The following is a 14,114-nucleotide window of genomic DNA, read 5'->3' as shown; positions in this document are numbered from 1 at the left end:
ATGCAAGCCGTCCCCTGATTAAATAGAATAGCCGCCCTATGAGTTCTACCTTGGATACCCAGCATGATTTGGCCGTCGAGAAGGCGCCGGCGCGCGTCGCGCCGCCTCCGATGTACCAGGTGCTGTTGTTGAATGACGACTACACCCCGATGGAGTTTGTCGTGAAGGTGCTGCAGAAGTTCTTCAACAAGAACCACGAAGAAGCCACGCGCATCATGCTTCAGGTGCATCACGAAGGCCGTGGGGTTTGCGGCGTCTACCCGCGCGACCTGGCCGCCACCCGGATTGCCCAGGTGGCCCAGTATGCGCGGGCGCGCCAGCATCCATTGCAGTGCGTGATGGAACCGGTCTGAACTCGCAAGAACAGCGCCGCCACCACAGGCGGCGTTCTGCTGTACAGGGTTGCAAAGCAGGAACCGCGCACCGAGAAGCGCGCGGCACTATCAGGTCGGCAGCTCCGCCGCAAAGGAGCATCGCATTCGAGTAGGCGGGGAGGTTTGCCGTGAGTGGAAAGAACAGCAAGACCTGGCTGGCGGTAGCCGGCGCGATCGTGGTGGCCGGCGCCATAGGCGTGGGTTGGTGGATGGGCAAGGGCGGCCAACCGTCCGCGCCGGCGACGCCGCAGACGGTTACGCCGGCGGCAGCCACGACCGCGCCCGCCGCGACGGGTGGCGCCGCCAAGCCGGAGGCCTTGCCGGCCACGGCCACGGTCGGCACCGCTGACGCGTTCGCGGTCCTCAATTGCCAGCCGCGCCAGTACAACGACTCGCTGGCGCTGGCGGTCACTTTCACACAGCCGGTCGAAGCCAAGGCCGATCTGACCAAGTTCCTGCAGGTCACCGACACCGGCGCCGCCTCGGGCAAACCCGACCAGGACACCGAGCGCAGCGCCAACGGCCAGCAGCCGAGCTCCGTCCAGCCTGGCGACGCCGCGCCCAAGGGCAAGATCGTCCAGGGCAACTGGGTGGTCGGCTCCAATCCGCGCATGGTGTATTTCCCCTTCGTCCAGCCGCAACGCACGTATTCCGTCGCGGTGCGCGCGGGCCTGCCGGGCGCTGGCGACAAGGTCGCCCTGGCCGGCGCCTCGCATTGCGACGTGGTGACCGATGCCATGCCGCCTTCGTTCTATTTCGCCAGCCGCGGCGTGGTGCTGCCGGCCGGCCAGAACGGCGGCCTGCCGGTGGCGACGGTCAACATGCCCGAGGTCGACGTGCAATTCCTGCGTGTCGCGCCCGAGCGCGTGCCGGAACTGTTCGAGTCGGTGCTGGGCATCGGCCGCAACACCTCCGCGTCGGACGATGATGAATCCGGCGGCTACGACGACGAAGACGGCTGGCGCTACTCGGGCAACCGCAGTCTGAAGGGTTCGGTCAGCAACTGGGACCTGGACCGCCTGAACACCCTGACGACCAGTGTCTACCAGGGCCGCTTCCTGACGGACGACAAGCCGAACCGCCGCCACGTCACCTTCCTGCCGGTCGAAGGCATCAAGGAACTGCAGGAACCCGGCATCTACGTCGCGGTGATGAGCCAGCCCGGCCGTTTCCGCTACGAATACCAGGTCACCTACTTCTATGTCAGCGACATCGGCCTGCACGCGCGCCGCTACAGCGACCGCATCGAGGCCTACTCGGTGTCGCTCAAGAGCGGTCAGGCGATCTCGGGCGCGCTCTTCGAACTGGTGGATGGCGCCGGCAAGACGCTGGCCAAGGCCCAGGCCGATGGCCAGGGCCACGTGCGCTTTGACGGCAGCTTCACCAACGCCCGCGTGATCCGGGCCTCGCGTGACAAGGAAATGACCGTGCTGGCGCTGGCCGAGCCCGCGCTGGACCTGTCCGAATTCGATACCGGCGGCCATATTTCCCGCCCCAACAGCCTGTTTGTCTATGCCGGCCGCAACCTGTACCGCCCCGGCGAGACCTTCCATGTGTCCGTGCTGCCGCGCGACCTCGACGGCCGCGTCATGCCGCCCGCGCCGCTGACCGCCACGCTCAAGCGCCCTGACGGCCGCGTGGTCTCGACCAACCTGTGGCAGCCCGCCAAGGACCTGCAGGGTTATGTCGAGCGCGCCATCGACCTGCCGCCCGATGCCCAGACCGGCGCCTGGATGCTGGAACTGCGCGTCGACCCCGCGTCGCGCGCGCCGGATGCTTCCTGGAAGTTCCAGGTCGAGGAATTCCTGCCCGAACGCATGAAGATGGCGCTCACGTCCGACCAGGATGTGTTGGCGCCGAACGACACCCTGACCGTCGACGTGCAGGGCGACTATCTGTATGGCGCGCCCGCCGCCGGCAACCGCCTGCTGTCCAGCTTCCAGGTCAAGCGCGACCGCTATGCGCTGCCGCAGCAATGGCCCGGGTTCATCTTCGGCGACGTGGACGACGATTCGCGCCGCCATTTCGAGGAATTGCCGGAGGCCGCGCTGGATTCGACCGGCGCCGCGCAACTGGAAATCGAACCGCGCACCGAAGGCACCCATTCGCCGATGAAGGTGCGGGTCTCGGCCAGCCTGCTGGAATCGGGCGGCCGCCCGGTGGTGCGCTCGATCGAGCGCAGCGTCTGGCCCGCCGACAAGCTGATCGCCGTGCGTCCGCAGTTCGACAGCGACGTCGCGCGCGAAGGCGCGCCGGCCTCGTTCGAAGTGCTGCGCGTGGACGCCCAGGGCAAGATCGCGCCGCTGGCGCAGGCCCAGATGCGCCTGTATCGAGAGGAACGCCAGTACTACTGGCGCTTTGACGACCAGCGCGGCTGGAACAGCGGCTACACCGAAACCGAGGAACTGCTCGATTCGCGCGAGATCGCGCTGAAGGACCGCAGCCAGTTCACGGTGCCCGTCAAATGGGGCCGTTACCGCCTGGAAATCGCCGATCCCGAGACCGGCGAAACCCTGCGCTACCGCTTCTATGCGGGCTGGGACGCCCAGGACGCCGACGCCATGGGCAACCGCCCCGACCGCGTGCAGATGAAGCTGGAAGGCGTGCCGGCCAAGCCGGGCGACAGCGTCAAGCTGACCCTGACGCCGCCGCACGACGGCCAGGCCCTGATCACCGTCGAGGGCGACCGCATGCTGTGGTCGACCTGGGTGGCCGTGAAGGCGACTGGCACGCAAGTGGAAATCCCGATCGACAAGAGCTGGAAGCGCCATGACCTGTACGTGGCCGCGGCGGTGTTCCGTCCCGGCAGCGAGGGTGACCGCGTGACCCCCGCGCGCGCGCTGGGCCTGACCTTCCTGCCGATCGCCAGCGCCGACCGCAAGCTCGACGTCAAGCTGACGGCCGCGGCCAAGACCGAACCCGAAACCAAGACCACGGTCCGCGTGAAGGTCGATGGCGCCCAGGGCAAGCAGGCCGTGGTGACGCTGTCGGCGGTCGACGTCGGCATCCTCAACATCAACCAGTACCGCACGCCCGATCCGCTCGACTTCTTCTTCGGCAAGCATCGCTACGCGGCCGAACTGCTGGACATGTACGGCAAGCTGATCGAGAAAATGGACGGCACCAAGGGCAAGCTGAAATGGGGCGGCGACGCCGCCATGCGCGGCGACAGCAAGAGCCTGCCCAAGAAGGTCAAGCTGGTCGATTTGTTCTCGGGACCGGTCAAGCTCAACGACAAGGGCGAGGCCGACATCCCGCTGAATCTGCCCGACTTCAACGGCACGCTGCGTCTGATGGCCGTCGCGTTCACCGCGGACAACTACGGCAGCACCGACACCGAAATGGTGGTGGCGGCGCCGATCGTGGCCGAGCTGAACACGCCGCGCTTCATCACCCCGGGCGACCAGGCAGCCATCGCGCTGGACGTGACCAACCTGAGCGGCGCCGACCAGAAGGTGACGGTCAAGCTGGAAGCGCTGGATCCGGTCGGCATCGTCGACGGCACCCGCACCGTGACCCTCAAGGACAAGCAACGCACCACGCTGCGCTTTACCGCCACCACCACGGGCTCCTACGGCCTGGGCCTGATGCGCCTGACCGTGGACGGGCAGGGCGGCGCCAAGCCGATCCACATCGTGCGTGAATCGGTGCTGCAGGTGCAGCCGGCCTACGCGGCCGAGCGCCAGGTGCGCCGCCTGCGCCTGAACCCGGGCGAGTCCAACACGCCGCAGGCATCGTGGGTGGCGTCGTACTACCCCGACTCGACCACGGTCAGCATGACGGTCTCGAACCGTCCGCCGATCAACGTCAACCGCGTGGTCGAAGGGCTGCTCAACTACCCCTACGGCTGCACCGAGCAGACCATCAGCGCGACGCTGCCGTGGGTCCTGATCGACGAGGAAGCGGCCAAGCAGTTCGGCCTCAAGCCGCGCACCCAGGCCGAGCGTGAAGCCAAGGTCGCGGGCGCCATCGGCCGCCTGTCGGGCATGCGCAACGCCGTGGGCTCCTACAACCTGTGGAGCAGCTCGTCCTCGCGCGACGTGTGGCTGACGGCCTACGCCGTGGGCTTCCTGCAGGACGCGCGCGACAAGGGCTTCACCATTCCCGAGGCCTCGCTGGATCGTTCGCGCCAGTGGCTGTTGGAACAGGTGCAGCAGAGCAGTGGTTCGTTCGGCACCTGGTCGACCAATCTGAAGCGCGACTTCGAGTCCGGTCGCCTGGACAGCGGCGGCCAGAGCGTGCTGCGCGAAGACCACCGCCGGTTTGCCGGCCTGGCTACGGCCGCCCTGGCGCTGGCGCGCGACAAGAAGGCGCCGCTGTCGACGGTGCGCCAGTTGTTCGACAACTACCAGGACCGCGCGCGTTCGCCGCTGCCCCTGATCCAGTTGGCCGCCGCGTTCAAGCTGATGGGCGACGAAGGGCGCATGAAGAGCGCGCTCGATCTGGCCATGACGCGCGAGTACGGCATCACCCGCCGCGCCAACAGCTACTACGATGACTGGCTCGGCGATTACGGCAGCGCCGTGCGCGACTACGCGCTGGCGTATGCGCTGGCCAACCAGTACGAGCTGCGCCATGACCGCGTCGAGAACCTGATGACGCAACTGGCCGCGCGCCTGGGCAACCGTTCGTACCTGTCGACCCAGGAACAGATGGCCCTGCTGCTGGCCGCGCGCGCCGCAGGCGGCGACAAGTCGACGCCGGGGCAGGCCGCGCTGACGGTCAATGGCGTGCGCAAGGAGCTGGAAGGCGGCAGGTCCGACCGCACCGTGTCGCTGAGCGCGGCCGAGCTGGCCGGCACGCAGTTGCTCAACACCGGCAGCCAGTCGATCTTCGTCGAGTACGACATCCAGGGCAGCCCGACCACGGTGCCGGCGCCGCGCAACGACGTGATTCAGCTCAAGCGCGGCTGGTACCGTCCCGACGGCAAGCCGTGGGATGGCGGCACGCTGCAGACCGGCGACATGCTGGTGGTATGGGTCCAGGCCAGCGCCAACCAGAACATTCCGGACGGCCTGCTGGTGGATCGCGTGCCGGCCGGTTTCGAGGTCGAGAACCTGAACCTGTCGCAAAGCCCCGAAATGCAGGACTGGAGCATTGGCGGGCGCCGCGTGGCCGACGCGATGGCCGACCCCAACATCAAGCACCGCGAGTTCCGCGATGACCGGTATGTTGCGGCGGTCTCGCTGGGTCGCGGCAAGGTGGACGTGTTCTACCTGGTGCGGGTCGTGACGCCGGGCCGCTATGCGGTGCCGTCGACCGTGGCCGAAGACATGTACCGGCCCGAGATCCGTGGCGTAGGCGAGCAATGGAGCACGGTCGAAATCCGCGATCGCAGCGCCAAGCAGCGTCCTTGAACACCGCCGCCACCCCGCCGGCGGGCGCCTCGCGCGCCCGCCGCTGGCGGCGGCGCGGACTCTTCGCGGCCAGCGTGCTACTCGCGCTGGCCGCGTTGTTATTCGTGTTCGACCGCCTCTATCCCCTGCCTCCCATCGATTCCGGCGGCGCGGCCGTGGTGGTCGCCGCCGACGGCACGCCGCTGCGCAACTATCCCAGCCGCGACGGCATCTGGCGCTACCCGGTCAAGCCTGACCAGGTCTCGCCGCACTACCTCGATACGCTGCTGACCTACGAGGACCGCTGGTTCTACTGGCACCCCGGCGTCAACCCGGTGTCGCTGGCGCGCGCCGGCTGGCAATGGGCCACCAACCGCCGCATCGTCTCGGGCGGTTCGACCCTGACGATGCAGGTGGCGCGCCTGATCGACCCGCAACTGGCCGGCAAGCCGTCGCGCTCGATGAGCGCCAAGCTGCGCCAGGCGTGGCGCGCGGTGCAGTTGGAAATGCACTACAGCAAGGACGAGATCCTGTCGCTGTACCTGACCCACGCGCCCATGGGCGGCATCGTCGAAGGCGTCGAAATGGGCTCGCGCCTGTGGCTGGGCAAGCCGGCGCGCGATCTCAGCCCTGCCGAGGCCGCCATGCTGACCGCCTTGCCGCAGGCCCCGTCGCGGCTGCGGCCGGACCGCCATCCCCAGGCCGCGCAGACCGCGCGCGACAAGGTGCTGGACCGCATGGTGGAACTGGGCCGCTGGACCCCGGCCGAGGTGGCCGACGCCAAGATCGAGCAGGTGGTGGCGCCGCCGTTGCGCGCCCGCTGGCTGGCGCCGTTGGCTGCCCAGCGGCTGTTACAGGAGGCCGGCCGTCCCGCAGCCGGTTCGCGCCGCCCCGGCGCCCGCCCGCCGCTGCTGACCTCGACCCTGGATGCGGACATGCAGGCCGCGGTCGAGCGCATGCTGCTGGATCGGGTCGACAACCTGCCGCCCAAGGTCTCGATGGCGGTGCTGGTGATGGACAACGACACGCTTGAAGTCAAGGCCTACGCCGGCTCGGCCGACTTTTCCGATGATTCCCGATACGCCCACGTGGATATGGTGCGCGGCGTGCGTTCGCCCGGCTCGACCCTCAAGCCATTCCTGTATGCGCAGGCGCTGGACGACGGCCTGATCCACTCGGAAAGCCTGCTGATCGACGCGCCGTTGTCGTTCGGCGGCTACGCGCCGGGCAATTTCCAGGCGTCGTTCTCGGGGCCGGTCAGTGTGGCGCAGGCGCTGCAACGCTCGCTCAACGTGCCGGCCGTGGACCTGCTGGACCGCGTCGGGCCCACCCGTTTCGCCTCGGTTATGCTGACGGGCGGGGTCTGGTTACGTTTGCCGGCCGGCGCCGAGCCCAATCTGAGCTTGATTTTGGGCGGGGGCGGCACCACATTGGAAGAACTGGTGGGCGCTTATCGGGCCCTGGCCCGTGGCGGCATCTCCGGGCGTCCGCGCCTGCGGCCGGAGCAACCGCGGGTCGAGTCCCGTATGATGAGTGCTGGCGCGGCCTGGATTGTCCGCGACATCCTGGAGGGCGGCGGCCACCCGGATCGGCCGTTTTACCAATCGGGCAGCCCGGCGAAGCAACTGGCCTGGAAAACCGGGACGAGTTTCGGATTCCGGGACGCCTGGGCCGTCGGGGTGACCGACAGTTGGACGATCGGGGTATGGGTGGGCCGTCCCGACGGCACGCCGAATCCCGGGTTTTTCGGGGCGAATGTGGCGGCGCCGCTACTGCAGGATATCGTGGCGGCGTTGCCGGAAGGCGCCCAGCACGTGCGCGTGCGGCCTGCCTCGGTGCAGGCGGTCGTGACGTGTTGGCCGCTGGGTTACCGGCTCGGCAGCGTGCCGTCGGGGGAATGCCCCGAGCAGCGCGCGGCGTGGGCCTTGAACGACACGGTGCCGCCGTCGTTCGCCGGCTATGCCGATGCCACGCAGGGGCCGTTGCGCCTGGGGGGCGTGGCCACCGGATCGGTGTTGCGGCCGGTGCCTGGCAGTGCGCAGGTGGCGGTGGATGTGGATGTGCAGGGCGCCGAAGGCGAAGTTTGGTGGATGCTCGATGGTCGCGTGGTGGGTCATGCCGCGTCGGGTCGTCCGTTTAATCTGGTGCTGACGCGGGACGGACGGTATACGCTTACCGTCATGGACGCGCAAGGCCGTCATGACAGCGTGGTTTTTGAAATCGCTGGCGTTACGCCCTGATCGGCATAGAATATGAATCGTGTATTTGCCCGCTTCGATGCGTTACGGAGGAAGCGTGATTTCCCAAGAGCTTGAAGTCAGCCTGCATATGGCTTTTGTCGAGGCCCGTTCGGCCCGGCACGAATTTATTACCGTCGAGCACCTGTTGCTCGCGCTGCTCGATAACGCTTCGGCCGTTGAAGTGTTGCGCGCCTGCGCCGCCAACCTGGATGACCTGCGCCGCAACCTGCGTCAGTTCGTTTCGGAAAACACGCCGGTGATCCCCAGCGGCGCGGAAGTCGACACCCAGCCCACGCTGGGTTTCCAGCGCGTCATCCAGCGCGCGATCATGCACGTATCCGCGGGCGGCACCGGCAAGAAGCCGGTCACCGGCGCGAACGTGCTCGTGGCCATTTTCGGCGAAAAGGATTCGCACGCCGTGTACTACCTGCAACAGCAGGGCGTCACGCGGCTGGACGTGGTGAATTTCCTGTCGCATGGCATTACCAAACAGCCACAGGTGGAGTCCGCCGCCGTGCAGAAAGAGCAGCAAACCAATGGTGAAGAACAGGGCGAATCGCGCCAGTCGCCGCTGGACCAGTATGCGACCGACCTGAACGCCGCGGCGTTGGCCGGCCGCATCGATCCGCTGATCGGTCGCGAGCACGAAGTCGAACGCGTGATCCAGGTGTTGTGCCGCCGCCGCAAGAACAACCCGCTGCTGGTCGGCGAGGCAGGCGTGGGCAAGACCGCGATCGCCGAGGGCCTGGCCTGGCGCATCACGCGCGGCGAGGTCCCCGAGATCCTGCAGGCGGCCCAAGTGTTCGCGCTGGACATGGGCGCGCTGCTGGCGGGCACCAAGTACCGCGGCGATTTCGAGCAACGCCTGAAGGGCGTGCTCAAGCAGATCCGCGGCAATCCCGACGCGATCCTGTTCATCGACGAAATCCACACGCTGATCGGCGCCGGGTCGGCTTCGGGCGGCACGCTGGACGCGTCCAACCTGCTCAAGCCGGCCCTGTCCTCGGGTCAGCTCAAGTGCATCGGCGCCACCACGTATACGGAATACCGCGGGGTCTTCGAGAAAGACCACGCGCTGTCGCGCCGCTTCCAGAAGATCGACGTGGCCGAGCCCAGCGTCGAGCAGACCGTGCAGATCCTGCGCGGCCTGAAGAGCCGCTTCGAGGAACACCACAACGTGCGCTACTCGGCCGCGGCGCTGTCGGCCGCCGCCGAGCTGTCGGCGCGTTTCATCAACGACCGCCATCTGCCGGACAAGGCCATCGACGTGATCGACGAGGCCGGCGCCGCCCAGCGTCTGCTGCCGCGTTCGCGCCAGAAGAAGGTGATCGGCAAGGTCGACATCGAGAACATCGTTTCCAAGATCGCGCGCATTCCGCCGCAGTCCGTCTCCAACGACGACCGCAGCAAGCTCGCCACGCTCGACCGCGACCTCAAGACCGTGGTGTTCGGCCAGGACAACGCCATCGAGGCGTTGTCGGCCGCCATCAAGATGGCGCGCTCGGGCCTGGGCAAGCCGGAAAAGCCGATCGGCGCCTTCCTGTTCTCCGGCCCCACCGGCGTCGGCAAGACCGAAGTCGCGCGCCAGTTGGCGTTCACGCTGGGCGTGGAGCTGCTGCGCTTCGACATGTCCGAGTACATGGAACGCCACGCCGTCTCGCGCCTGATCGGCGCGCCGCCGGGATACGTCGGTTTCGACCAGGGCGGTCTCTTGACCGAGGCCATCACCAAGCAGCCGCATTGCGTGCTGCTGCTCGATGAAATCGAAAAGGCCCATCCGGACGTCTTCAACATCCTGCTGCAGGTCATGGACCATGGCACGCTGACGGACAACAACGGCCGCAAGGCGGACTTCCGCAACGTCATCCTCATCATGACGACCAACGCGGGCGCCGAGACCTTGAACCGTCCGTCCATCGGCTTCGCCAATTCGCGCGTGGTGGGCGACGAAATGGCGGAAATCCGCCGCATGTTCACGCCCGAGTTCCGCAACCGGCTGGATGCGATCATCCCGTTCGCGCCGCTGGACCGCGAGATCATCCTGCGCGTGGTCGACAAGTTCCTGATGCAGCTCGAAGACCAACTGCACGAGCGCCGCGTCGAAGCCGTGTTCACCACGGCCCTGCGCGAGCACCTGGCCAAGGAAGGCTTCGACCCGCTGATGGGCGCGCGGCCGATGCAGCGCCTGATCCAGGACACCATCCGGCGCGCGCTGGCCGACGAGCTGCTGTTCGGCAAGCTCGTCGATGGCGGCACCGTCACCGTGGACCTGGACGAGGCCGGCAAGGTCACGCTGGACTTCGACGACCACGGCAAGCCGCCGTCGGCCGCGCCCGACAAGCAGGAAGTCGAGCTCGTCGAATAGGCCCATGAGTAGCGCGGAGAGCCAGCCGCTGATCGAGTGCGAGCACTGCGCAAGCATCTATCGCCGACATCCGCTCGAACCTGGCGAGACCGCCAATTGCGCCCGCTGCGGCACCATTCTATGGCGCTACAGCGGGCTTACTTTGTCCAATTGGCTGGCGCTCGCGATCGCCGCGCTGATCGTCTTCGGCGTGGCCAATGCCTATCCGGTCGCGTCGATGTCGGTGCAGGGCATGGTGCAGCAGGCTTCGCTGCTGGATGCCATCGACATCACCTGGCGCCAGGGACATTACGTGGTGGCGGTCATGACCGGGCTGGCGGGTTTCGTGCTCCCGCTGTTCCAGTTGATCGTGCTGCTGTGGGTGCTGGGGCCCCTGTCGCGCGGCGTCGAGCCGGCGGAATTTCGCGGCGCGATGCGCCTGCTGGGCCTGTTGCGGCCGTGGTGCATGGTGCCGGTTTTCCTGCTGGGGGTGCTGGTCGCCGTGGTGAAGCTGGCGGGCATGGCCGCGGTGGCGCCCGGCGTCGGCCTGTTCGCCTTTGGCGTCCTGACCATTTTCCTGACCATGCTGGGCCGGCTGACCCCGCATGTGTTGTGGCGCTACGCCGAATCCGGCGGCGTGGTGCCCGTGCATGTGCCCGAGGCAGGGCCCGACGCGGTGCTGACGGGCTGTCATGTGTGTGGCCAGGTTCAGGCGGTGCCGCGCGCCGACGACCCCGAAGCGGAGCACCACTGTGTGCGCTGTCACGCGGTGGTGCACTACCGCAAGCCCGACCACCTGGCCCGCACCTGGGCGCTGTTGCTGGCTGCGATGGTGTTCTATATTCCCGCCAATGTCTTGCCGGTGATGAAGGTCAGTTCGGTGCTGGGCGACAGCGCCCACACCATCCTGGGCGGCGTCGTGGAACTGTGGAACATGGGCTCCTGGGACATCGCGCTGATCGTCTTCATCGCCAGTGTGGCGGTGCCCTTGACCAAGTTGCTGGCGCTGATCCTGCTGCTGCTGACCGAGCAATGGCGCAGCACCACCAACCTGCGTCCGCGCACCCGCCTCTACCAGATGGTCGAGTTCATCGGCCAATGGTCGATGCTGGATGTCTTTGTCGTGATCCTGCTGGCAGCCCTGGCCGATTTCCAGGGCCTGATGGAAATCAGTGCCGGCGCGGGGGCCGCTGCGTTCGGCGTGGTCGTCATCCTGACCATGCTGGCCGCCATGAGTTTCGACCTGCGCCGCAGTTGGGACCTCGAGGATGTGAGTGAGTTGGACGAAGCCGCGCCGGCCGGTGGCGGGCGCGGGGCGTCCGCAGCCGGCGCGCAAGCGGGCTGATGCCGGCATGATCGCGGTGGACGGAAACCTCCCCGCGCGCCGTTCAAAGAAGAAAAGGAAATACCAATGTCCGACCAAGCACCTGGATCTGGTGAAGAGAAGTATGCGTCGCCCACGATCTCGCGCAAGCGCAAGAGCCGGATTTCATGGATCTGGCTCGTGCCGGTCGTTGCGGCGTTGATGGGCCTGTCGCTGGTGGTGCGGACCTGGATGCAGGCCGGCCCTGATCTGTCGATCGAGTTCAATACGGCCGAGGGGCTGGAGGTCGGCAAGACCCAGTTGCGCTACAAGGACGTGAACGTCGGCACCGTCAAGTCGATCGGTTTCAACGCCGATCGCAGCAAGGTGGTGGTGCAGGCCGAGCTGTCCAGGGAAGTCGCCGACCTGGCGCGCGAGGGCACCAACTTCTGGGTGGTGCGCCCGCGCCTGGACGTCAGCGGCGTGTCCGGCCTGGGCACCTTGTTGTCCGGCGCCTACATCGGCGTGGACGCGGTCGAGGGCAAGGACTCGTCCAAGAAGGCGACCAAACTGCATTTCGTCGGCCTGGAGACGCCGCCGGCCGTGACGCACGACCGCGCCGGCAAGCGCTTCAAGCTGAAGGCCGCGGACCTGGGGTCGCTGGATATCGGGTCGCCGGTGTATTTCCGCCGCATCAACGTCGGCCGCGTGATCGGTTACGCACTGGACAAGACCGGCAATGCCGTCAACGTCGAGGTATTCGTCGACGCGCCCAACGACAAGTTCGTGACCAACGGCACCCGCTTCTGGAACGCCAGCGGCGTGGATTTCAGCGTCAACGCCGAGGGCCTGAAGGTGCGGACCCAGTCGCTGGTGTCGATGGCCGTGGGCGGCGTGGCGTTCGAGCCGGTCTACAGCGCGCGTGACGCCAACACCCCGGCGGCGGCCGATTCGCACTTCGAGCTATACGCCACCGAGGCGGCCGCCAAGGCCAACCCCGACGGCGAAGCCTTCCCGATCCGCATGCGCTTCGATCAGTCGATCCGCGGCCTGGCGGTGGGCGCGGCGATCGACTTCTCGGGCATCACGCTGGGCAACGTCACGCAGATCAACATGGACTTCGATCCCGTCAGCAAGCGCTTCTTCGCGCTGGTGGATGCGACGCTGTATCCGGAACGCCTGGGCCGCGTGTACGACGAAGTGCGCGAGCACGCCATCAAGGACGGCGACGAGGCCGGCGGGCGCCTGCTGGGCATCATGGTCAAGCACGGCCTGCGCGCCCAGTTGCGCACCGCCAACCTGTTGACCGGCCAGTTGTACGTGGTGCTGGACGAGTTCCCCAACGTCAAGCCGGTGGAATTCAAGATGACCACGCCGGCGATGATCCCGACCGTGCCGGGCCAGCTCGATCAGTTGCAGCAGCAGGTCAGCAATATCGTCGCCAAGATCGACAAGATTCCGTTCGACAAGATCGGCGAGGACCTGCGCACCACGCTGGCCAGCACGTCCAAGCTGATGAACCGCCTGGACAAGCAGGTGGCGCCCGAGGCACAAGGCGTGCTCAAGCAGGCGCGCGAGTCCATGGCCAGCCTCAACGCCCTGGTGGCGTCGGATTCGTCGTTGCCGGTCAATGCCGAGAAGGCCATGCAGGAACTGAGCCGCGCCGCCCGCTCGCTGCGCGCGTTGGCGGACTTCCTGCAGTCCAACCCCGAAGCGCTGTTGCGCGGCCGCGGCCAGGACCCGATTCCGGGCGCCGGCCCCGTCAGGAACTGAACCCATGACCCGACTCGATTTCCGTCCCTTCCCGACCTCCCGCCCCGGCCCGTTTGCGCGCGGCCTGGCGCTGTTGGCGCTGCCGCTGCTGCTGGCCGCCTGCGCCTCGTCGCCGCCCGTGCACTACTACACGCTGCAAGGGCCGGCGCCCCAGCCCCCGGCCGTGCCGCGCGCCGCCGCGCCGTTCCTGCTGGAAGTGCAGGGCGTCAATGTGGCGGCCCAGGCCGACCAGCCTCAATTGATGGTCCGCACCGGCGACGGCAGCGTGGCGGCGATGTATTCCGAGCGCTGGAGTTCGCCCTTGGGGGACGAGATTCGCGGTGCGCTGTCCGACGCGCTCAAGCACGACCTGGGCGCGCTGGACGTGCAGGTGGTCAAGCCCGCGCCCACCGCGCCGGTCTGGCGGGTGCAGACCGACGTGCAGCGGTTCGACCTGGTGTCCGGCAGCATGGCGCAACTGGACGCCACCTGGCGGGTGCGGCCGGTCAATCTCAAGGGTAACGGCCTGCTGTGCCGCAGCGTCGTCACCGAAACCGTGTCGGAGGCCGGCATCCCCGCGCTGGTCGCCGCGCAGCAGCGCGCGGTGGCGGCGCTGGCGGGCGCCATGGCGTCCGCCATCCGCGGGCAGACGCCCGACAGCGGCGGCGCGGTGCGGATGCTGGGCTGCTCGCCGCTGCCCGATGCCGACAAGCCATAAAAAGGGACGGGCAGGGTGCCAAAACCTGCCGCGATCTCAATCGGTTA

7 protein-coding genes are annotated in these 14,114 nt (G+C 67.5%); all 7 read left to right on the top strand.

The window, feature by feature from the left end:
* Positions 1-38: 38 nt before the first annotated feature.
* The 7 genes from clpS (at position 39) to AAID08_RS17955 (ending at position 14,067) form a co-directional block, all read left to right on the top strand.
* Complete coding sequence (gene clpS / locus AAID08_RS17985) at positions 39-353, top strand: ATP-dependent Clp protease adapter ClpS (protein ID WP_025135841.1); 315 nt, start codon at positions 39-41, stop codon at positions 351-353.
* A gap of 230 nt (positions 354-583) precedes the next feature.
* A complete protein-coding gene (locus tag AAID08_RS17980; RefSeq protein ID WP_395757829.1) occupies positions 584-5,731 on the top strand; it encodes an alpha-2-macroglobulin family protein in 5,148 nt (1,715 codons plus the stop codon).
* Positions 5,728-7,950, top strand: coding sequence for a penicillin-binding protein 1C (pbpC, locus tag AAID08_RS17975; protein WP_144654872.1), 2,223 nt, complete (start codon positions 5,728-5,730; stop codon positions 7,948-7,950). Before AAID08_RS17980 ends, pbpC begins: the two co-directional genes overlap by 4 nt.
* Positions 7,951-8,005: 55 nt before the next feature.
* Positions 8,006-10,315: an ATP-dependent Clp protease ATP-binding subunit ClpA gene (clpA, locus tag AAID08_RS17970; RefSeq protein ID WP_024069529.1), complete on the top strand. Its 2,310-nt coding sequence runs from the start codon at positions 8,006-8,008 to the stop codon at positions 10,313-10,315.
* 4 nt (positions 10,316-10,319) lie between these two features.
* Positions 10,320-11,639 carry a PqiA/YebS family transporter subunit gene (locus tag AAID08_RS17965; protein ID WP_175188713.1) on the top strand — a complete coding sequence of 440 codons (1,320 nt, stop codon included), beginning with the start codon at positions 10,320-10,322 and terminating at the stop codon, positions 11,637-11,639.
* 66 nt (positions 11,640-11,705) lie between these two features.
* A complete protein-coding gene (locus AAID08_RS17960) occupies positions 11,706-13,370 on the top strand; it encodes an intermembrane transport protein PqiB (RefSeq protein WP_054502082.1) in 1,665 nt (554 codons plus the stop codon).
* 4 nt (positions 13,371-13,374) lie between these two features.
* Complete coding sequence (locus AAID08_RS17955) at positions 13,375-14,067, top strand: membrane integrity-associated transporter subunit PqiC (protein WP_054502083.1); 693 nt, start codon at positions 13,375-13,377, stop codon at positions 14,065-14,067.
* The last annotated feature ends 47 nt before the right edge of the window (positions 14,068-14,114 follow it).

Origin of the sequence: Achromobacter sp. EB05 (genome assembly GCF_044232075.1) — a bacterium.
Classification (GTDB): domain Bacteria; phylum Pseudomonadota; class Gammaproteobacteria; order Burkholderiales; family Burkholderiaceae_B; genus Achromobacter; species Achromobacter dolens.
Note: the sequence above shows the minus strand (reverse complement) of the source record. Positions and strands in the feature narration are given on the sequence as shown.